The sequence below is a fragment of the Sphingobium rhizovicinum genome, assembly GCF_042647625.1.
GTDB classification, from domain to species: domain Bacteria; phylum Pseudomonadota; class Alphaproteobacteria; order Sphingomonadales; family Sphingomonadaceae; genus Sphingobium; species Sphingobium rhizovicinum.
In genome coordinates this window covers 2474127-2493421 of record NZ_JBHRVU010000004.1, presented here as the reverse complement: position 1 = coordinate 2493421, position 19295 = coordinate 2474127, and the positions used below count along the sequence as shown (strand labels likewise).

General features: G+C 62.9%; 20 protein-coding genes, 1 tRNA gene and 1 CRISPR repeat array. Of the genes, 12 read left to right on the top strand and 9 right to left on the bottom strand.

What is annotated here, in order from left to right:
* Positions 1-30: 30 nt before the first annotated feature.
* Entirely contained in the window at positions 31-903 is an 873-nt protein-coding gene (locus ACFOKF_RS13195; protein ID WP_380796153.1) for a metallophosphoesterase family protein, read from the top strand.
* A 240-nt stretch (positions 904-1143) separates the two neighbouring features.
* Positions 1144-1896 (top strand): helix-turn-helix domain-containing protein, encoded by a 753-nt coding sequence (locus ACFOKF_RS13190; protein ID WP_380796152.1) that lies wholly within the window; start codon positions 1144-1146, stop codon positions 1894-1896.
* Positions 1897-1925: 29 nt separating this feature from the next.
* On the opposite strand, the gene ACFOKF_RS13185 is transcribed toward ACFOKF_RS13190, so the two are convergent.
* From ACFOKF_RS13185 to ACFOKF_RS13175, 3 genes are all read right to left on the bottom strand, one after another.
* Positions 1926-2189 carry a type II toxin-antitoxin system RelE/ParE family toxin gene (locus ACFOKF_RS13185; protein WP_380796150.1) on the bottom strand — a complete coding sequence of 88 codons (264 nt, stop codon included), beginning with the start codon at positions 2187-2189 and terminating at the stop codon, positions 1926-1928.
* Positions 2186-2452: a CopG family ribbon-helix-helix protein gene (locus tag ACFOKF_RS13180; protein ID WP_380796149.1), complete on the bottom strand. Its 267-nt coding sequence runs from the start codon at positions 2450-2452 to the stop codon at positions 2186-2188. The genes ACFOKF_RS13185 and ACFOKF_RS13180 overlap by 4 nt, the downstream gene beginning before the upstream one ends.
* A 67-nt stretch (positions 2453-2519) precedes the next feature.
* The gene (locus ACFOKF_RS13175; RefSeq protein ID WP_380796148.1) at positions 2520-3371 is read right to left on the bottom strand and encodes a class I SAM-dependent methyltransferase; all 852 of its coding nucleotides are present in this window, start codon (positions 3369-3371) and stop codon (positions 2520-2522) included.
* Between the two features lie 41 nt (positions 3372-3412).
* Between ACFOKF_RS13175 and ACFOKF_RS13170 the strand changes: the two genes are divergently transcribed.
* The 8 genes from ACFOKF_RS13170 to cas2 all read left to right on the top strand — a co-directional run bounded on the left by ACFOKF_RS13170 (position 3413) and on the right by cas2 (position 10968).
* The gene (locus ACFOKF_RS13170; protein ID WP_380796147.1) at positions 3413-4162 is read left to right on the top strand and encodes a double zinc ribbon domain-containing protein; all 750 of its coding nucleotides are present in this window, start codon (positions 3413-3415) and stop codon (positions 4160-4162) included.
* Positions 4163-4204: 42 nt separating this feature from the next.
* Positions 4205-4462, top strand: a complete 258-nt coding sequence (grxC, locus tag ACFOKF_RS13165) for a glutaredoxin 3 (RefSeq protein WP_380796146.1) — start codon at positions 4205-4207, stop codon at positions 4460-4462.
* Positions 4463-4470: 8 nt separating this feature from the next.
* On the top strand, positions 4471-5301 hold the full coding sequence (locus tag ACFOKF_RS13160; RefSeq protein WP_380797801.1) for a carbon-nitrogen hydrolase family protein: 831 nt from the start codon (positions 4471-4473) through the stop codon (positions 5299-5301).
* Positions 5298-5786, top strand: a complete 489-nt coding sequence (locus tag ACFOKF_RS13155; RefSeq protein WP_380796145.1) for a DUF1178 family protein — start codon at positions 5298-5300, stop codon at positions 5784-5786. Before ACFOKF_RS13160 ends, ACFOKF_RS13155 begins: the two co-directional genes overlap by 4 nt.
* A 48-nt stretch (positions 5787-5834) precedes the next feature.
* Positions 5835-5911, top strand: a tRNA-Arg gene (locus ACFOKF_RS13150).
* A 527-nt stretch (positions 5912-6438) separates the two neighbouring features.
* Positions 6439-9642, top strand: coding sequence for a type II CRISPR RNA-guided endonuclease Cas9 (cas9, locus tag ACFOKF_RS13145; RefSeq protein WP_380796144.1), 3204 nt, complete (start codon positions 6439-6441; stop codon positions 9640-9642).
* Positions 9643-9688: 46 nt separating this feature from the next.
* Positions 9689-10633, top strand: a complete 945-nt coding sequence (cas1, locus tag ACFOKF_RS13140; RefSeq protein ID WP_380796142.1) for a type II CRISPR-associated endonuclease Cas1 — start codon at positions 9689-9691, stop codon at positions 10631-10633.
* On the top strand, positions 10630-10968 hold the full coding sequence (gene cas2, locus ACFOKF_RS13135; protein ID WP_380796140.1) for a CRISPR-associated endonuclease Cas2: 339 nt from the start codon (positions 10630-10632) through the stop codon (positions 10966-10968). Before cas1 ends, cas2 begins: the two co-directional genes overlap by 4 nt.
* A gap of 72 nt (positions 10969-11040) precedes the next feature.
* A CRISPR array of direct repeats spans positions 11041-12198; the repeat unit is 36 nt; unit sequence GGCCTAGCATTTCAGAGATCGCAGGCCAACGGCAAC.
* A gap of 191 nt (positions 12199-12389) precedes the next feature.
* Here the strand turns inward: cas2 and ACFOKF_RS13130 are convergent.
* Complete coding sequence (locus tag ACFOKF_RS13130; protein ID WP_380796139.1) at positions 12390-12725, bottom strand: ArsR/SmtB family transcription factor; 336 nt, start codon at positions 12723-12725, stop codon at positions 12390-12392.
* Positions 12726-13015: 290 nt separating this feature from the next.
* Here ACFOKF_RS13130 and ACFOKF_RS13125 point away from each other — a divergent pair, with 290 nt between their 5' ends.
* Together ACFOKF_RS13125 and folP are read left to right on the top strand one after the other, a co-directional pair.
* Positions 13016-14143, top strand: a complete 1128-nt coding sequence (locus tag ACFOKF_RS13125) for a site-specific DNA-methyltransferase (RefSeq protein ID WP_380796138.1) — start codon at positions 13016-13018, stop codon at positions 14141-14143.
* 131 nt (positions 14144-14274) lie between these two features.
* Positions 14275-15399, top strand: a complete 1125-nt coding sequence (gene folP / locus ACFOKF_RS13120; RefSeq protein WP_380796137.1) for a dihydropteroate synthase — start codon at positions 14275-14277, stop codon at positions 15397-15399.
* On the opposite strand, the gene ACFOKF_RS13115 is transcribed toward folP, so the two are convergent.
* The 5 genes from ACFOKF_RS13115 to ACFOKF_RS13095 form a co-directional block, all read right to left on the bottom strand.
* Complete coding sequence (locus tag ACFOKF_RS13115) at positions 15396-15887, bottom strand: GNAT family N-acetyltransferase (RefSeq protein ID WP_380796136.1); 492 nt, start codon at positions 15885-15887, stop codon at positions 15396-15398. The genes folP and ACFOKF_RS13115 overlap by 4 nt on opposite strands.
* A gap of 6 nt (positions 15888-15893) precedes the next feature.
* A complete protein-coding gene (locus tag ACFOKF_RS13110; RefSeq protein WP_380796135.1) occupies positions 15894-16523 on the bottom strand; it encodes a hypothetical protein in 630 nt (209 codons plus the stop codon).
* Positions 16524-16595: 72 nt separating this feature from the next.
* Entirely contained in the window at positions 16596-17033 is a 438-nt protein-coding gene (locus ACFOKF_RS13105; RefSeq protein ID WP_380796134.1) for an HIT family protein, read from the bottom strand.
* Positions 17030-18133: a CDP-alcohol phosphatidyltransferase family protein gene (locus ACFOKF_RS13100; protein WP_380796132.1), complete on the bottom strand. Its 1104-nt coding sequence runs from the start codon at positions 18131-18133 to the stop codon at positions 17030-17032. Before ACFOKF_RS13100 ends, ACFOKF_RS13105 begins: the two co-directional genes overlap by 4 nt.
* The gene (locus tag ACFOKF_RS13095; RefSeq protein WP_380796131.1) at positions 18130-19203 is read right to left on the bottom strand and encodes a glycosyl transferase; all 1074 of its coding nucleotides are present in this window, start codon (positions 19201-19203) and stop codon (positions 18130-18132) included. Before ACFOKF_RS13095 ends, ACFOKF_RS13100 begins: the two co-directional genes overlap by 4 nt.
* Positions 19204-19295: the final 92 nt, after the last annotated feature.

Genomic DNA, 19295 nt, shown 5'->3' with positions numbered 1-19295 from the left:
AACCATGTCGCGCGGATTCGTTACGTTGGCATGGCTCGCATCGCGCATCTTTCCGACATTCACTTTGGCGCCAATGATCCCAAGATCGTGGACGCTGCTACTGCCTGGCTGGAGGAGCGCCGGCCCGACCTGGTCGTCATCAGCGGCGATTTTACCCAGCGGGCGCGGGTGGAGCAGTTCAGGCAGGCGGCCGGATGGCTGGGCAGGTTGCATGCCGCGGGGCTGAAGACTCTGGTCGTGCCGGGCAATCATGATGTGCCGCTCTATGATGTGGTGCGGCGCTTTGGCGCGCCGCTCGACCGCTATAAACGCTATATCAGCCATGACCTTTGCCCCTTCTATGAGGATCGGGAAGTGGCGATACTGGGCCTGAACACCGCGCGGTCGCTGACGATCAAGGACGGGCGGATCAACCATGCCCAGATGGATTTGCTGCGCGATCGTTTCGCCAAGGTGCCGGCGGACAAGACCCGCATCCTCGTGACCCATCATCCGCTTTTTTCCATGCCGATCGGCAAGGGGAATGAATGGAGCGAGGCGGTGGGCCAGCATGCGGATGCGGTGCGCGCGGCGTGCGAGGCGGGGGTGCATGTGGCGCTGGCCGGGCATTTTCACCGGACCTATGCGGAAGCCGCGCAGAAGATGGTGGAACATAGCGGCGGTGCGCTGGTGATACAGGCCGGTACGGCGACCTCCACCCGGCTGCGCAATGCCGAGCCGCAAAGCTTCAACTGGCTGCATGTTCGGCGGAACAACGAGATGGAGTTGCAGGTGATCGTGTGGGACGGCGCAGCCTTCCGCCGGGCGAGCCATGTCGAATATCGGCATGACGGGGACGGCTGGGCATCGCGCGACATGGTGGATGCGCCGATGGTGGGTGAAGTGACAGCGCGCCGGGCGTAAAATAGGAAATGGCGCGCTTAACTTCGCATATTTCCCGCCAAACTGGACATTTTCGGATACGGTCTTGAAATTATATGTCGCGGATTGATGCCGAAGGTCTGGCGATGGCGAGAGCGGGCCAGCCTTGATGCTATCTGCCCTCTGCGCATGTAGGAAATGGGCCGGGGCGCGCCAGATACAAATTTTTTGGGGTGGCCGTGATAGGATGGCGCCCTTAGTCCCCGAACCATGAGCACGCAGATGACCGACATGCCATGGGCGCTGACCGAGAAGGAAAAGCAGACGCTGCGCCTGATCGTGCGGGGGCATGACGCCAAGTCGATCGCGCGCAGTCTGGGCCTGTCGGTCCACACGATCAACGAACGGCTGCGCGATGCGCGGCGCAAGATGGCGGTGTCCAGCAGCCGGGAGGCCGCGCGCCTGCTGCTGGAAGCGGAGGGCGAAGGGCAGGCGGCGGCGACCCCCTATTTGGTCGGGGACGCAGAAATGGGGGAAGATGCGGCGGTTATTCCGGTCGATCAGGCGACGGGGCAGGCAATCCGTCCTGCCCGGATCATCATCGGAGTAACGATCATGACATTTGTTCTTGGCCTGCTGGCATTGGCCGCCACGTCGCAAAACATGCCTGCCGCCCAGACCGACGCCGTTGCCGCCAGTGCAGCAACCAATCCGCAGGTGGTGGAGGCTGCCCGCCAATGGCTGATGCTGCTGGATCAGGGGAATTGGGAGGATAGCTATCGCGGAACGACGGCCCATTTTCGCACGATGAATAGCGTGAAGGTGTGGGCCGATGCATCTGAAAAGGCCAGAACGCCGCTGGGCGCTATCCTGTCCCGCACCCTGATCCGTCAGGAAAACCTGCCCGCGCCGCCCTATGGCTATGAAGTGGTGAAATTCCGCACCAGCTACGCCAACAAGGCGGACGCGATCGAAACGGTCAGTCTGGACAAGGAAAACGGCCTCTGGCGGGTGGCGGGCGTCACCATAGAATGAACGGCAAATATCCCCCTTCCCCTTGAGCGCTATTCTCGCTCGCCAAATTCCCGACCTTCCCGGCCATGCCATAGTCTCAGGATGAAGATCCTATGGCCGATGATGATGCGGCGGACTTCGCGCGGAGCGTAAGCTTCGAGCCTTTCGCCAATGCGGGGAAAGTCGATCAGGCGGGAGGGAGCCTTGGCCAACGATTGAACGATGCGAGCGGCTGAATCCGGGGCGACGGGTTTCAAATGGTCATGGAGGCGGACAAGGTCGGACATGGCCTTGCCGGTCCAGACGATTTTCATGCCTCCGGTGGCGGCTGAGGGCTGCCGGTGGACAGGCTATCCGCCCAGACAAGGACGGAAGCCTGATCGATCACCCGGCCGGCGTCGACATCATCAAGCGCGTCCAGCGTCATCTGATGGCGCATTTCTTCCTGATCGACCCAGGCGGAAAGCGCCTGCTTCATGATCCAGCCGCGCGAACGATCAAGCCGAGCGGCCAGCATATCGACCTGATCGGCAAGATCGTCGGGGACATGGGCGGTAATGACGCGGGTGGCGGTCATGCGGCTGGCTCCCAATCGGTATGATTACAATCTAATCATTTGGCTGTTCGCTGGCAAGGCAACGTCATCACCCCTTTCCCTTGAGCGCGGCGGCCAGCGATATGGTGGCGCTGCCGCGCCGCGCGGGGGCGGCCTGGCTGGGGTCGGGTTTCCAGCCGGACAGGTAGATGATCGCCATCTGCTCCGCCGTGCGGCCGTCCGGGTCGGCGGCGGCGGCGAAATGGGCGGCGGCGCGCATCAACGTGTCGCGGGTCAGGGCGGGCGGCCGGGTCGCCAGCGCATTGCCCGCGCCCATGCCGCGCAGATCATGCATCAGGCGGACGATGTCGCCATAGCGGACGCTCAGCACATCGCCATCGGCGACCGGCATGGTGAAGCCGGCGCGGCTCAAGAGATCGCCGGCGGAGCGCACGTCGACCTGGGGATGGACATGCTGGCCGGGCCGGTCGCCTTCGGCCGCGAGCAGAGCGGATTTGAGGCGGGGGACGCTGCCCGCGCCGGTGAAGGCGGCGAGCATCAGGCCGTCGGGCCGCAGCACCCGGCGCATCAGGATCAGCGCGCCGGGCAGATCATTGACGCTGTCGAGCGTGCCGCAGGCGATGACCAGATCGAAACTGTCGTCGGCAAAGGGGAGGGCGTCCTCGTCCGCCTGCACCCCGCCCACGGCCTTTGCGGCGAGAAAACCGGGGTCGGCGCAGGCGACGCGCTTGCCCATCGCCTCCAGCGCGGCGCGGGCGCTGCCATCGGGGCAGCCGATCAGCAGTATTTCGGGCAGGTCGCGCTGCACGTCGGTCAGGCGATCGAGCAGTTCGTCCAGCATCGCGCGATGGAGAAAGTCATGATCGGCGAAGCGGGGCAGCATGCGGTCGCGGTTGCGGGCGCGACGGGCGCGGTCGAAAATGTCGGGACGGGATTCCATGGCGGGCCTTGTGCATCGGGCGCGAAGTGCGGACAAGGCAGATGATGGCTGTCCTCCCGCTTCTCAAGGGTGCGCTGCGCCCGATGGTCGATTATGCGCTGCCGCCGCGCTGTCCGGGGTGCGGCGCGATCGTCGGGGAGGATTTCGCTTTCTGCCTGTCCTGCTGGGGCGGGATGGAGTTTCTGGGCGCGCCCTGTTGCGCGCGGTGCGGCCTGCCTTTCCCGCATGACATGGGGGAGGGGGCGGAATGCGGCGCGTGCATGGCCGATCCGCCGGCCTGGGATGGGGCGCGGGCGGTGCTGGCCTATGGCGATGTTGCGCGGACGGTGGCGCTGCGGCTGAAATATGGCCGGCGGATCGGCATGGCGCGGCTGATCGCGCGGCAGATGCTGCGTCATGTGGGGGACGAGGAGGCGGTGATCGTGCCGGTGCCGCTGCATCGCTGGCGATTGTGGCAGCGGGGCTTCAACCAGTCGGCGCTGATCGCCGATCATCTGGGGCGGATGACCGGCTGGCCGGTGGACAAGCGCGCGTTGCAACGGGTGAAGCGCACCGCGCCGCTGCGGGGGATGAACCCGGCGCAGCGGGCGCGGACGGTGCGGGGCGCTTTTGCGCTGGGGAAAGGGCAGGCCTTGCGTGGGCGGCGCGTGCTGCTGATCGACGACATTCATACCAGCGGGGCGACGGCGGCGGCCTGCGCGAAGCAACTGAAGCGGGGCGGCGCGGGGCAGGTGCATCTGTTGTGCTGGGCACGGGTGTTGCCCGACGCTGTCGCCATACCCGCTGATTGACAAAAGGCGACTTTGCCCCAATTTCGGGGGAAAGGAGTTATCATGGCGAAGGTCGAAATCTACACCAAGGACTGGTGCGGTTATTGCGCGCGGGCGAAGGCGCTGCTGGGCAGCAAGGGCGTCGCGTTCGAGGAATATGACATCACGCTGGGCGGGCCGAAGCGCGAGGAAATGCTGGAGCGCGCGCCGGGCCGGACCAGCGTGCCGCAAATCTTCATCGACGGCAGCCATGTCGGCGGCAGCGACGATCTGTCCGCGCTGAACCGCGAGGGCAAGCTGGACGCCTTGCTGGGGCTATGAGCGACACCATGCGCGCCGCCCTGTTCCAGATGACCAGCGGGATCGATCCCGGCGCCAACGCCGCCGCCATTGTGGAGATGGTGAAGCGGGCGAAGGGCGAAGGCGCGGACATGCTGTTCACGCCCGAAATGGCCGGGTGCCTGGATCGCGACCGGGCACGCGCGGCGGCGACGCTGCGCAACGAGGCCGGGGATGTGGTGCTGGCCGCCGTGCGGGACGCGGCGGCGCGCGAGGGGCTGTGGGTGCATATCGGATCGTTGCCGCTGAAGGGCGAGCGGGCCGACGGGCGCTGGGCCAATCGCAGTTTCCTGATCGACGATAGCGGTGCGATCCGGGCGCGGTACGACAAGATCCATCTGTTTGACGTGGACCTGGCCACCGGGGAAAGCTGGCGCGAATCCTCCGTCTATGGGCCGGGGGAACAGGTGGTGGCGGCCGACACGCCATGGGGTCGGATGGGCTTTTCCATCTGTTACGACATGCGCTTCCCGGACCTGTATCGCGCGCTGACCAATGCGGGGGCGACGATCTTGCTGGCGCCGGCCGCCTTCACTGTGCCGACGGGGCAGGCGCACTGGCATGTGCTGCTGCGCGCGCGGGCGATTGAGGCGGGATGCTATGTCATCGCCACGGCGCAGGTGGGCCAGCATGCCGACGGGCGTGTCACCTATGGCCATAGCGTGGTGATTGATCCGTGGGGCGAAGTGCTGCTGGATATGGGCGAAACGGCGGGCATGGCCCTTGCGGACATAGACCTGTCGCGCATAGGGGATGTGCGCGGGCGCGTGCCCGCCATCGCCAACCGCCGTGTGATAGCCAAGGATGTGACTCTTTCGTGATCGTGTTCGACCTGAAATGTGCGGGCGAAGGCCATGTGTTCGAGGCATGGTTCGGGTCCAGCGCCGATTATGAGGCGCAGAAGGCGCGGGGCCTGCTGGCCTGCCCGATGTGCGGCGACGCCGATGTGGGCAAGGCGGTGATGGCGCCGGCGGTGGCGGCGAAGGGCAATAGCCGGCCCGATCCGGCGCCGACGCCGGCCGTCCAGCGCGATGAGCCAGTCGCGCCGGTCATGAATGTGGCCGATCAGGCGAAGATGCAGGCGCTGGTCGAGGCATTGGGGCAAGCGCAGCAAAAGGCGCTGGAGGGATCGACCTGGGTCGGGCGCGGCTTTGCCGAACAGGCGCGCGCCATGCATTATGGCGAGCAGGACCGCGCCAGCATCCATGGCGAAGTCGCCCCGGCCGAGGCAAAGGCGCTGATCGCGGAAGGGGTGGAGGTGGCGCCGCTGCCTTTCCCGGTCATTCCGCCGCACGCCAAGAATTGACGGTCAAGATTGACCGCAGCCGCGACGCGCAATAGAGCCGTCGCCGGCGCACCCATAGCTCAGCAGGATAGAGCGTTGGATTCCTAATCCAAAGGCCACTGGTTCGAATCCAGTTGGGTGCACCATATTGCCCATATTTGTCTGTAAATGATGTAAGCGCGAAGCGGTACATTCGCAGCCGGAAGATAGCGCGCGCATTACCTGCGAAGATAGCATGAAAAAGGCGAGGCCTAAGCCTCGCCTTTTAAACTCTAGGAGCCGAGAAGGCCGCTTTTACGCCGAGGCCGTGGCCTCGCCCTTATTTGGTGCAGTCAAGCTGCTTGTTAACAGCTGGCCCGCGATCTCTGAAACTATAAAATTACAAAGAAATCTTATACTGTCAAGCGCCAGCTGCAACTAGATCACTCCCGAGCAGTGAAGCTGGTAGGTATCTAAAGAGCGCGCATTGGCTTGGAATTCAATGCGCTCAGCTATATATGCTCGGAATGCTCCTCAGCATCTGGGCCAATTGCGCGGGTTTGGAATCCGGCAATTGGCTCCAGAACATTCTTGCCTGAGCCGGATATTATCCTCGGAACTTCGACTTGCCAAGGGTCGATTTTAGAATAATATCTCTTAGATCACACCCAGTAGTGATGGAAGGCGAAAACCGATGCTTACTACCTTAGGATTGGATGTCGGATCTAGTAGCATTGGATGGATGCTGGTTAAAGGCGACAGGATCATCGACATTGGAGTGCGCATCTTCAGCGATGGCCGCGATCCGCAGTCGGGCGCGTCGCTGGCGGTGGATCGGCGCACCGCCCGGGCGATGCGCCGGCGGCGCGATCGCTATGTCCGGCGGCGATCGGTCTTTCTGGAGCAATTGATCCATTTCGGGCTGATGCCTGCTGACGCCGATGAGGCGAAGCTGATGGCGGCGCATGATCCTTATGATCTGCGGGCGCGCGCGCTGAACGAAGCGCTGACCCCGCATGAAGTGGGGCGGGCGCTGTTTCACCTGAACCAGCGGCGTGGTTTCCTGTCCAACCGCAAGGCTGAGCGTCGGTCGAAGGATAATGAGGACGGCAAGATAAAGCAGGGCGAGGATGCGCTTGATCAGGCTATGCTTGATGCTGGCGCGGAAACGGTGGGTGCCTTCATTTTCATGCGCCAATCGGAACTTGATGAGAATGGCAAGCCGGCACCCAAAGGCGCGCGCGTTCGCATGGACAGCGATAGTCAGAATTACAGCTTCTATCCGCAGCGCCGCCATATCGACTGGGAATTTGGTCGCATATGGGAAGAACAGGCGCGCCATCATCCCGCGATCCTGACCGAGGAAGCGCGGGCCGCGCTGCATCGCATTCTGTTCTATCAGCGCCCGCTCAAGGTGCCGGAAGTGGGCGTCTGCACCTTCGTCCAGAGCGAGCGTCGCCTGCCCAAGGCGCATCCGCTGTTTCAGGAGCGACGCCTGTATGAGGAGGTCAATCAACTGGAAATCACGTCGGCGGGTGAAGAATCGCGCAAGCTGACGATCGACCAGCGCGACAAGCTGATCCTGATATTGCGCGACAAGAAGGATGTGAGTTTCAAGACGCTGGGCGGCAGCAAGGGATTGAATCTGCAACCGGGCGAGAGTTTCAACAAGGCGAGCGAAACCCGGACCCATTTGCGCGGGGACGAGGTCCATGCCGCGATGGCCGACAAGAAACGGATTGGCGATCGCTGGGCGCATATCCCGGCGGACCGGCAATGGGCGATCGTCGAACGGTTGATGGAGGAAGAAGACCCGGACGCGCTCCATGCTTTCCTGACCGGCGAATGCGGGCTGGATGAAGCGGAGGCGGCCGCCACGGCGAAGGCGGCTTTGCCTGATGGCCATGGCCGGCTGGGCGAGACGGCGACCCGACGCATTTTGGAGGAATTGAAGAGGGCGGTTATCACCTATGATGTGGCGGTGCGCCGCGCCGGATGGCATCATAGCGATGATCGCACTGGCGAAGTCCTCGACCGGCTGCCCTATTATGGCGAACTGCTGACGCGCGATATTCCGCCCGGCACGCAGCGAGCGGATGATCCGCCGGAAGTGCGGTGGGGCAAGATCACCAACCCGACCGTGCATATCGGGCTGGGACAGTTGCAGAAGCTGGTCAACGCCATCATCGCCGTGCATGGCCGGCCCGACCGGATCGTCGTTGAACTGGCGCGCGAGCTGAAGCTCAACGAAAAGGACAAGGAAGAGCATAACCGGCGCATCCGCAAGGATACGGCCGAAGCCATTGCGCGTGGGCAAAAGCTGGAGGCGGAAGGCTTTGCCGACACCGGCGCCAATCGCGCCTTGTTGAAGCTCTGGGAGCAACTGAGCAGCAATCCGCTTGATCGCCGTTGCCCCTATTGCGCCGAACCGATCGGCATCCGGCAATTGTTCAGCGAAGCGGATGTCGATCATATCATCCCCTATTCGCGCTGTCTGGACGACAGTCAGTCGAACAAGGTGGTCGCCCATCGCCATTGCAACCGGGCCAAGGGCAACCGCACGCCCTTCGAAAAATGGGGGCATGACGCGGAGCGGTGGGACAAGATCGCCACGCAGGCGGCGCGCCTGCACAAGTCCAAGCAGTGGCGTTTCGGCCCGGACGCAATCGCGCGCGTGGAAAAGGACGGCGGGTTCCTGGCGCGCCAGTTGACCGACACGCAATATCTGTCGCGGCTGGCGGGCAAATATCTGCGCAGCCTGTATCCCACGAAGGAGGAGGGCAGCGTCTACGTCATCCCCGGTCGCATGACCGCGATGTTACGGCGGCTATGGGGGCTGAACAGCCTGTTGCGCGACCATAATTATGTCGACAACGCGCATAGCAATGCGCCCAAGAACCGGCTGGACCATCGCCATCATGCGATCGACGCAGCGGTGGTCGCGGTGACGAGCCGCAGTTTGATGCAGCGGATCGCGCGCACCGCCGGCCTGGCCGAGGATCGCGATCTCGATCGGTTGTTTGACGGGCTTGAGCAGCCATGGGAGGGTTTTCGGGAGGCGCTGGGCGAAGCGCTGGAGCGCACTATCGTCAGCCACAAGGCCGATCATGGGCGCAAGGGGCGGCCGGCGCGGGGCAGGGACGTCACGTCGGGCCAACTGCATAATGAGACGGCCTATGGCCTGACAGGCGACGACAATCGCAAGGGGGATGCGCTGGTCGTTTATCGCATCCGGCTGGACAATCTCCAGCCAAAGGATCTGACCGACCCGGAGCGGATGACCGATCACCATCTCCAGGCGGCTTTGTATCGCGCGACGCAGGGATTGTCAGGAGCGGCCTTTCTGAAGGCGCTGACCGATTTCCGCAAAGCGCCCGGACAATGGCAGGGGATCAAGCGCGTGCGGGTGCGCAAGCCGCTGTCGGTCATCCCGATCCGCGACGCCAGCGGACGCGCTTACAAGGGCTATCAGGGGGACAGCAACGCCGTTTTCAACGTCTGGCGGATGCCTGACGGCAAATGGATCACCCATTGGAAGGACCGTGACGGCGTGGCGCGATCCGGCATCATTTCGACCTTCGACTATCATCAGAAGGATTTTGTCGAGCATCGCCCGCATCCGGCCGCCAAGAAGATATTGAGCCTGCGCCAGAATGACCTGATCGCGATCGAGCGGGATGGCGGCGCGCGGCAGATCATGCGCGTGCAGAAATATGGCCAGAATGGACAGATTTTCCTGATTGCTCATAATGAAGCCGGGAAGATGGCGGATCGGGACAAAAGCCCCGATGATCCGTTCAAATTCTATGGCCCGCGCGCCAGTTCGCTCCAGAAGATGAAGGCGCGGCAGGTGCGGATCGATCCATTAGGGAGGATTTTCGATCCCGGTCCGCGCTGACATGCTAAGATTTGCGCCATAGCATTTCCTCGGCAGGGGGAAATGCATGGACCGGATTGTCGATATCGCCACGGATGGACGGCATCTGTCGCTCCATCGCGGTTTCCTGATGGTGGAGCAGGACCGGCAGGAAGTGGGGCGAGTGCCGCTGGACGATGTGCATGCAGTCATCATCCATGCGCATGGCACGACATGGACCGCCAATCTGGTTAGCGCGCTGGCCGAACGCGGTGCGCCGATCGTTTTTTGCGGGTCCAATCACAGCCCGGTGGCCGTCACGCTGCCGATCGAGGGGCATCATGCACAAAATGCCCGGTTTCGGGCACAATGGGATGCGTCAAAGCCGCTGATGAAGCAATTGTGGCGGCGGATCGTGTCGGTCAAAATTCTGATGCAGGGCAGCCTGCTCGCATCGCGCGGGGTTGCCGGGGCAGAGGCCTTGCCGCTGATGGCGCAGCGGGTGAAATCGGGCGACAGCGACAATGTGGAGGCGCAGGCCGCGCGTCGATACTGGCCGATGTTGATGGGGCCGGAATTTCGCCGCGATCGCGATAGCCCCGGCGCCAACGCCCTGCTCAACTATGGCTATGCGGTGATGCGCGCCACGGTGGCGCGGGCGATCATTGCGTCGGGCCTGCACCCCACGATCGGCATCAACCACGCCAATCGCGGCAATGCCTTTGCGCTGGCTGATGATCTGGTCGAACCATTCCGGCCGCTGGTCGATGCGGTCGTCGTCGGTCTGGTGGGGCAGGGGGTGGAGGCGCTCGACCCGTCGATCAAGCGGCGTCTGGCCCAGTTGATCGCTTTCGATCTGCGTTTGGGCGGCGAAGCGTCGCCAGTGTCCATCGCCGCCGTGCGACTGGCCCAATCTTTGGCGCGCGCTTTTGAGAGCGGCCGTCCCACTCTTGCGTTGTTCGACCCGCCGACGCCGATCGAATGGGCCGGGCTGGGGCGGGTCGAAGACATGAGCGGCGAAGCGGCCGCATGAGCGCATCTTATCTGAGCGGATATCGTCTGATGTGGATTTTCGTGATGTTCGACTTGCCCGTCGGCACCAAGAAGGAGATGCGCGACGCCACGCAATTCCGCCAGTTTTTGCTCGATGAGGGCTTTGAAATGAGCCAGTTTTCGGTCTATGCTCGCTTTTGCAACGGCAAGGATAGTTTCGACGCCCATCTGGGACGAATCGAACGAAATTTGCCGGAAAAGGGCGACATCCACATCCTGACTTTTACGGACCGGCAATATGAAAATATCGTCCGCTTCTCCAGCCAGCGCCGGCAGCGCCCCCGGAAAAATCCCGACCAACTGGCCATGTTCTGATTCGATGGCGCAGAATTTGCTGGCCGGATGCATGGATTTTTCGATATTTTTCAATCTTTTATCTATGCATCCGGCCTAGCATTTCAGAGATCGCAGGCCAACGGCAACAATAGAACGTCGGCGTGGCAGGGCTGGTCGGGCCTAGCATTTCAGAGATCGCAGGCCAACGGCAACTTGCGGCCTATGCGGTCGCCGTTCTGAAAGGGCCTAGCATTTCAGAGATCGCAGGCCAACGGCAACCTCCTTCATGGATACCGCAATGCAGCAGAAGGCCTAGCATTTCAGAGATCGCAGGCCAACGGCAACTGGTGTCGCAGCCATGCTACGCTGGAAAGGGGCCTAGCATTTCAGAGATCGCAGGCCAACGGCAACTCTTGTCGACGGCCTTCAAGTGATCGATCAGGCCTAGCATTTCAGAGATCGCAGGCCAACGGCAACGCAAATGGTATTGGGGCGCGGTCGGCTATTGGCCTAGCATTTCAGAGATCGCAGGCCAACGGCAACCATTCGCGTGGTCAGGGCCGGGCGCGTTTGGGCCTAGCATTTCAGAGATCGCAGGCCAACGGCAACTTCAGTGGCCGGTCAGCCAGTTTGTTCCGCGGCCTAGCATTTCAGAGATCGCAGGCCAACGGCAACGTTGCGATATTCTTGTCCACCGCCGCCACGGGCCTAGCATTTCAGAGATCGCAGGCCAACGGCAACGCAGCACGGTTGCGATCAGCATATCCGCCGGGCCTAGCATTTCAGAGATCGCAGGCCAACGGCAACACGCCCTTGACGAACAAGTTGGGGCGGTTGGGCCTAGCATTTCAGAGATCGCAGGCCAACGGCAACTGCGATGTAGACGAACCTCGTTAACTACAAGGCCTAGCATTTCAGAGATCGCAGGCCAACGGCAACTGTTGTTCGGCTATCTGAATGGTCCAGCCAGGCCTAGCATTTCAGAGATCGCAGGCCAACGGCAACCCGACTGGCTCGCCATCAAGGCGCGAGTGGGGCCTAGCATTTCAGAGATCGCAGGCCAACGGCAACCGTGCGACCAACTGATCCAATTTGCCGTCCGGCCTAGCATTTCAGAGATCGCAGGCCAACGGCAACCCCGCCGTGATCAATGCATCGTACCGTGCGGGCCTAGCATTTCAGAGATCGCAGGCCAACGGCAACGCCTTCGCGTTGTCTATCGCCCACGTCCGCGGCCTAGCATTTCAGAGATCGCAGGCCAACGGCAACTCATAGCTGTGATAGCTGGCCTCCGGCGCCAGCCTAGTCGCTCGGGAAGCGCAGGCCAATGGCCGTGAAGGCATCCTCAAGTCAGTGCCCATGCAGTTTTGGGCAGATCACGATGCCCATGTCACTGGTCGCCAAAAGAATGCCTGTAGCAGCCGGTCACAATCCAGCATCCTCCATGCCGCTGATCAAATTCAGCCCAGTCCTTCCAGCGCCGTGAAGCGTTGCGACCATAGCGCGCCATGCACGGCCATCCACTGGATTACCGGCCCCAGCCCCTTGACCCGCGCAGCGTACCAGGTTTCCCGGCCGGATCGGCGCGCGGTCACGAGGCCGGCACGTTTCAGCTTGGCCATGTGGCGCGACACCATCGGCTGGGATACGCCCGATCCTTCGGTCAGGGCCTGCACATTCTGTTCGCCTTCGCGCACCAGAGTTTCCAGAAGGGCGCGGCGGGTGCCGTCGGACAGGGCCTTGAACAGTGAATCGGTGGCGGCCTGATGCTGGGGGTCGGAAAGAGACTGAATCATGACGATCCCATAATCATCGGGTTATGATTTCGTCAAGTTTCCGGTCGCTTACGTCCGCGAAAGCAGCGTTAACCAAAAAAAGTCGTGACGCCCGATCCACTGAGTCTTTTGAGTCACACCGCCCCATATGGAGTCTGGCGCGACTCGCCTGACTCAACATCTTGTGGGTCCACCCTTCGTTCCGCCCCTTGTTAACCTTTTTGCGAAGACCAGCCCCTAAGTCGCTGATCTTGACGCGGGACTCCCGAGGACTCATCGCAGTTCTTCAAGACGATATGGGGGCCAAGATCATGGGTGTTATGGAGCGCGTTGCGGCGCCGCGGCGGAAGAAGGCGATTGCGCCGGTCGAGATCGAGGCGAACCGTCTGCTGCGCGGAGATTGCATCGCCGAAATGGCCAAGCTGCCCGACGCGTGCATCGACATGATCTTTGCCGATCCGCCCTATAATCTTCAGCTTGGCGGCGACCTGTTTCGGCCCGAAGGCGGGCGCGTCGATGCGGTCGACAATGATTGGGACAAGTTCGACACGCTGGGCAGCTATGACCGCTTCACCAAGGCGTGGCTGCGCGAAGCGCGCCGCATCCTGAAGCCCAATGGCTCGATCTGGGTGATCGGCAGCTATCATAATATCTTCCGCGTCGGCACCGCGCTCCAGGACGAAGGCTTCTGGATCCTGAACGACATCATCTGGCGCAAGTCCAACCCCATGCCCAATTTCAAGGGTACGCGCTTCACCAATGCGCATGAAACGCTGATCTGGGCGAGCCAGGGCGAAGACGCGAAATATACGTTCAATTACAAAGCGATGAAGACGCTGAATGATGAGTTGCAGATGCGCTCCGACTGGGTGCTGCCCATCTGTAATGGACAGGAACGGCTGAAGCGCAACGGGACCAAGGCGCACCCCACGCAAAAGCCCGAGGCACTGCTGTATCGCGTGATGCTGGCCTGCACCAAGCCGGGCGACGTGGTGCTCGATCCCTTCTTCGGCACCGGCACGACAGGCGCGGTGGCCAAGCGTCTGGGCCGCCAGTGGATCGGCATCGAGCGTGAGAATGACTATATCGAGGTCGCGCTGGAGCGGATCGAGGCGGCGTTGCCGCTGGACGAAAGTTCGCTGACCATCATGCAGACCGCGCGGCAACAGCCCAAGGTGGCCTTTGGCACGCTGGTCGAGACGGGCTATCTGAACCCCGGCGCGGTGCTGACCGACAGCAAGCGTCGCTGGCAGGCGGTGGTGCGTGCCGACGGATCGCTGTGCGTTGGGACCGAAAGCGGCTCGATCCACAAAATGGGCGCTACCCTGCAAGGCGCGCCAAGCTGCAATGGCTGGACTTTCTGGCATGTCGAAACACAGGGCAAGCTCGCGCCGATCGACAGCCTGCGCCAGACCTATTTGCTGGCCAACGAACCCTGATCTTTGCCTCCGTTCGGGCTGAGCCTGTCGAAGCCCTGTTCTTCTAGATTGAAGAAGTACGGCCCTCTTCGCCGCCGCTGGCGGCGGCGCTCAGGACAGGCTCTGACAGGCTCAGGGCGAACGGAGTTGATATGTCACTTTCTGCGATCCCACCTCATGCGCGCCTGTACCTTAAGCCCACCTGGTTCGTGCCGACGCCGATCGGCCAGAGCGATGGCGCCACGGCGCGGATGGGCAATGGGCTGATCTGGTTTCAGGGCTATGAACTGACGGCCTTTGACGGGGCGCGCCGGATCGCGCGTAAAACCGTGCCGGTCGCTGCGTTCGACGCGGCGATCGCGGCGTTGCCCGATCCGCTGGCGCAGCGGGCGCGGCGACTGGCGGACCATATCTCCGCCATGCGCGGGCCGATGGTGCTGGGCGACCGCACCATCCGGTTCGACGCGCCACAGGTCATGGCGATCCTGAACATCACGCCCAACAGCTTTTCCGATGGCGGCAAGCATATGGACGATCCGCAGGCTGCGGCCGATGCGGGCTTCGCCATGGCGGCGGCCGGCGCCGCGTTGATCGACGTGGGCGGGGAATCGACCCGGCCCAAGGCGGCGAAAGTGTGGGAAGGGGACGAGATCGCCCGGATCGTGCCGGTGATCGAACGGCTGTCGGCTGCGGGCGTGCCGATGTCGGTGGACACGCGCAAGGCCGCCGTGATGGAGGCGGCGCTGGCCGTCGGCGCGCAGATCATCAACGATGTCAGCGCGCTGGCGCATGATCCGCGCAGTCTGGAAGTCGCGGCGCGCGCTGCTTGCCCGGTGATCCTGATGCATGCGCCGTCCGCCGGGGATGATCCGCACGCCAATCCGGCCGGCTATGGCGATGTGGTCGCCGATGTGTTCGATCATCTGGAGGCGCGGATTGACGCCTGTGTCGCAGCGGGCATCGCGCGGGACAAGATCATGGTCGATCCGGGGCTTGGTTTCGGCAAGTCGCTGGCGGACAATCTGGCGCTGGTGAATGGCCTGGCGACCTTTCAGGGGCTGGGCGTGCCATTGTTGTTCGCGGGTAGCCGCAAGCGGATGATCGGCGCGCTGTCCAATGAGGCGCCGGCCGAACAGCGGCTGGGCGGATCGGTGGCGCTGGCCTTCCGCGCGGCGCAACTGGGCGCGCAGATGGTGCGCGTACATGATGTGCGCGAAAGCGTGCAGGCGCTGCATTTGTGGCGCGGGCTGGCGGATGCGGGGCTGAGCGGAGTTTAGGCGACAGTCAGCCGGTAGAAGCGCGTGTCCACCGCCATGCGCGGGAAGGCCGGGGGCAGGGCGTCGGCGCTGATCACGACGAAGCCGTTCTTTTCATAGAAGCGATGCGCCGCGACGAAGCGGTCGGTGGTGCCAAGATAGAGTTCGGTCAGGCCGCGCGTGCGGGCGGCGGCCAGCAATATGTCGAGCAATGCCTGCGCCACGCCGGCCGCGCGGCCGCGATGATCGGTGGCGACGAACATCTTGCGCAGCGCCGCCCGCCGGTCGCCAATATCCTTGAGCGCGATCGTGCCGACCACGCGGTCGTCGGATCGCGCCACCCAGAATCCGCCCGTTCCGGTCAGGTAGAAGCCGCCAATGTCGGACAGGTCGGGCTGATCGGCGGCAGTGATGGCGATGCCATATTCGTCGCGCTGGATCGACAGGATCAAGTCCAGCAGGCCCGGCTGGTCGGCCGGGACGAAGGGGGCGATGATCGGCGCGGCCAAGGCGGATTACTGGCTGACGTTTGATGCCGGGGCGGGCTGCTCTGCGCTCTCCTTCTCCGCCTTCGGCGCGAAGATGCGCAGGCTGTTCAGCACCGTGTCGGCCATGGTCTGATATTGTTCGCTCAGCATTTCGGGATAGACGAAGGTTGCAGTGACGATCGATCCGTCGGGCTGCTTCAGCAGGCGGATCGCGACATTATTGCCTTCGCCGTCATTGGCGCTGCCGCGATATTCATTGTCGCCGATAAAATCGCCATCGACGCCTTCTGCGCCGTCGCTGACCGCCTCGACAATCTGTTGCAGCGTCTGGTCCTTGTCATTGGCCTGCCAGAAGACGCGCACGTCCGCGCCTGCGCCGGGGTCTGCATAGACGACGCCGTCCGGGCTGCCCGCGCCTTTATCGATCGTCCAGCCTTCAGGGAAGGTGATGGAAAAGCCGCGGGCGACATTCACATAATTGCGGTTTGCCGCTTCCGTGTCGCCCTGCTGGTTGGCGATGGCGTTGGCCGCTGCGGCATTGGCGGCGGCGGTCAGTTCTTCCTGGCTGGGTGTGTCGCCCACGGGTTCGGTGCGGCCGCAGGCGGCGAGCAGAAAAAGGGGCAGGCTGGCGACCAGAAGGGGGGCTGCATATTTCATACCCCGTTCAAAAGCATAGCCGCCAGCAGATTTCAACGCCGCAGCGGTAACGGGCAGGGGGCGCGCGAGGAGCTATTTTATTTCGTTATCGAAATGATTTTTGAGGAAAGCGCGCAAAGTGTCTACTTCGCTGTCTAACTTGACTGCCTTACCCATATCCGGCTGCCCCGGCCAGCCCGCATCCGCCACCGTCACGCCGGCTGCGCTGCGTTCCCCGTCATAGCGGGGAATGACATGAAAATGGACATGCGGGTCGACCATCATCAGCATCAGATAGTTGATCTTCGCATAGTCCACGGCCTTGCCCAGCGCCGCCTCGATCGTGGCGGTGACGGTCTTGAGTTCGGCATGCGCTTCGGCGGGCAGGTCGCCGAAGGCGGTAGCGTCGCTCTTTGCCGCCAGCACCAGCGACCCCAAAGTCGGCTGGGCCGGGCGCAGCAGCACGACCCAATGGTCGAACTCCGCAATCAGCGTTGCGGGATAGCCGAATTTTTCGATCGTGGCGTTCATGCTGCCGCTTCGGCCTCATCCATCCAGCTGACGATGGGCTTGCCGGAGCGGCTGACGGCATAGGCCTGCACCAGCCGCACGGCATGGACGACCAGCGACAGGATCGTCCACCAGGCGAGCGCGATCAGGCCGATGTCGGGCCGCCCCGCCAGCAGGGCGACGAACAGGATCACCATGTTCGGGTTGCGCCGTGCGGTGATCAGGCGGAACTGGCTGTCGAACGGCCGCCAGACATGGATGTCCATCTTGAAGTCCTTGAGGAACATCCCTTCGATCAGCCGTTGCAGCACATAGCCGGCGATCACCGCCGTCATGATGAAGGTGAAGGTTCCGCCCGACAGGCCAAGGCCCCAATAGGCAAGGCCGGTGCCCCAGAAATACCACCAGAAGGGCGGATGAACGAGGTCGACGCCATGGTCGATCACATTGCCCCATTTGGAGGAAGTGATGGTGCAGCGGGCGAGTTTGCCGTCCACCGTGTCCAGCACCATGAAGATGAAGCCGGACAGGAAGCCGGTCCAGAACAGGCCCTTGGCGAACAGGTAAGTGGCGAGCAGGCAGAGGGTGACGCCGATCACCGACACCATGTTGGGCGTCATGCGCAGTTGCGCGGCGATGCGGGTCAGGATCAGCGCCAGTTCGGGCCAGAGATATTTGGTCAGAATATCGGTCACGCCCTTATAGGCGCCGAAATAGCTGCGCCGCTCTATTTCCCGCCGGGTCGCGGGCGTGAGTTCGCGCACCATCGGCTGCTCCAGCTTGCGCAACTGGCGGTTGTAAAGCTTTCGCCCGTCCGACAGGTCGATGACATGGGGCGCGGTCAACGGATTGATGCCCTGCGCCACCTGTCCGACGATCGGCGTGTCCGCCCAGACGAACAGCGTACCCGGCGTTTCCAGCGCCAGCCGCAGCAACAGCGGGTCGAACGCATAGGCCAGATTGAAGAGCAGTTCGTGTCCGGCTGCAAGTCTGCTGCCATTTTTTGCCGAGCTTTCCGCCATGCGGCGATTGCGTTCGGCATTGGGCATGCCCCAGATCGGCGTCGCATTGTCGCCGATCAGGCGGACGGGGCCAAGGGTGGTGGTGATCGTCTGGCTCATGCGCTCTTCTTCACGAAATTCAGGATGATGTCCGCCTGTCGCCGGGACGCGGCGATGGGGGACAGGTCAATGGATTGCTGCATCGCCGCTTCCTGAGCAGCAACGAAGCCGGGTTGCAAGTCGTTCGCGCAGGCCAGTGCCTGGGGCAGGGCGTCGGCGCGCTCGATCACCTGGCCCAGCCGCCAATGGGCGAAGGCGTCGCCAGATCCGTCGCGATGGTCGAGGTTCAGGAAGATGCAGGGGCGCGGATGGAGCAGAAATTCATATACCTGGCTGGATACGTCCCCCAGATAGACGTCCGCGCTCATCGTATAGCTCATGTCGATCGAATGGCGGCTGCCCATGTCGACGCGGATGTGCGGGGCGTGGCTGACGATTGGCGGCGTCTTGCGCGCCAGCTTCGTGTGGGGAGCGATGATGACGTTCCATCCCTTCAATGCCTCCAGCACGGCCAGAATTTGTGCGCCATGGCCGGGCCAGGAGGAAAGATGCGGATCGAAATGAGGATTGTAGAGCAGCACCGGATCGTCATTCTGGAAATAGCGCTGGCGTGGCGCCTTCAGTTCGAACTTGGAATAGCCGCCGACGGCGACTGCATCCGGCGCGCACAGGCCGCGGTCGATCATGCGGTGGCGATCCTTTTCGCCCGCGACCAGCGTCAGGTCGAAATCGGCGTGGCGCTTCTTGTAGCCGCCCTCCCGATCGCCTGCGCCATGCTTGATGAGGATCAGGCGGGAGCGGAAGCCGGGGATGCGGCGCAGCCAGGCGCTGCTGATTTCCGTTGTGACCAGCGTGGGGAAGCGGACGATGGCGGGATAGTTGAGCAGCAGGGTCGCCAGTCGCGAAGGCTGGCGGAACAGCGAATCGGGGCCCGATGGCGGCCGGCGCAGGCGGATGGGGCGGAGCAGGCCCTGCGGATCATAGCTGGCGGCCAGCGCCAATATCTGATCGGAGGGGGAGAGGATGTGGACCCGCACATCGGGCCGGCGCGCCAGTTCCAGCGCAGCAGGCAGCCAATGATAGAGTTGCTGCGCTTCGGCAATGGCGAGAAAGGCGATGTCGATCGGCAACAGTAAAGATCCTTACAGATTGCATCGCCCTAACGCGGATGGCGACGGAAGCAAATGCGTCACGCGGCCGCGATGATTTTCTGCAAGTGATT

Excerpts from the sequence above, each read along its gene's own strand:
- ACFOKF_RS13195 (WP_380796153.1), top strand. The coding sequence starts at position 31 with ATGGCTCGCATCGCGCATCTTTCCGACATTCACTTTGGCGCCAATGAT.
- ACFOKF_RS13190 (WP_380796152.1), top strand. The coding sequence starts at position 1,144 with ATGACCGACATGCCATGGGCGCTGACCGAGAAGGAAAAGCAGACGCTG.
- ACFOKF_RS13185 (WP_380796150.1), bottom strand. The coding sequence starts at position 2,189 with ATGAAAATCGTCTGGACCGGCAAGGCCATGTCCGACCTTGTCCGCCTC.
- ACFOKF_RS13180 (WP_380796149.1), bottom strand. The coding sequence starts at position 2,452 with ATGACCGCCACCCGCGTCATTACCGCCCATGTCCCCGACGATCTTGCC.
- ACFOKF_RS13175 (WP_380796148.1), bottom strand. The coding sequence starts at position 3,371 with ATGGAATCCCGTCCCGACATTTTCGACCGCGCCCGTCGCGCCCGCAAC.
- ACFOKF_RS13170 (WP_380796147.1), top strand. The coding sequence starts at position 3,413 with ATGATGGCTGTCCTCCCGCTTCTCAAGGGTGCGCTGCGCCCGATGGTC.
- grxC (WP_380796146.1), top strand. The coding sequence starts at position 4,205 with ATGGCGAAGGTCGAAATCTACACCAAGGACTGGTGCGGTTATTGCGCG.
- ACFOKF_RS13160 (WP_380797801.1), top strand. The coding sequence starts at position 4,471 with ATGCGCGCCGCCCTGTTCCAGATGACCAGCGGGATCGATCCCGGCGCC.
- cas9 (WP_380796144.1), top strand. The coding sequence starts at position 6,439 with ATGCTTACTACCTTAGGATTGGATGTCGGATCTAGTAGCATTGGATGG.
- cas1 (WP_380796142.1), top strand. The coding sequence starts at position 9,689 with ATGGACCGGATTGTCGATATCGCCACGGATGGACGGCATCTGTCGCTC.
- cas2 (WP_380796140.1), top strand. The coding sequence starts at position 10,630 with ATGAGCGCATCTTATCTGAGCGGATATCGTCTGATGTGGATTTTCGTG.
- ACFOKF_RS13130 (WP_380796139.1), bottom strand. The coding sequence starts at position 12,725 with ATGATTCAGTCTCTTTCCGACCCCCAGCATCAGGCCGCCACCGATTCA.
- ACFOKF_RS13125 (WP_380796138.1), top strand. The coding sequence starts at position 13,016 with ATGGGTGTTATGGAGCGCGTTGCGGCGCCGCGGCGGAAGAAGGCGATT.
- folP (WP_380796137.1), top strand. The coding sequence starts at position 14,275 with ATGTCACTTTCTGCGATCCCACCTCATGCGCGCCTGTACCTTAAGCCC.
- ACFOKF_RS13110 (WP_380796135.1), bottom strand. The coding sequence starts at position 16,523 with ATGAAATATGCAGCCCCCCTTCTGGTCGCCAGCCTGCCCCTTTTTCTG.
- ACFOKF_RS13105 (WP_380796134.1), bottom strand. The coding sequence starts at position 17,033 with ATGAACGCCACGATCGAAAAATTCGGCTATCCCGCAACGCTGATTGCG.
- ACFOKF_RS13100 (WP_380796132.1), bottom strand. The coding sequence starts at position 18,133 with ATGAGCCAGACGATCACCACCACCCTTGGCCCCGTCCGCCTGATCGGC.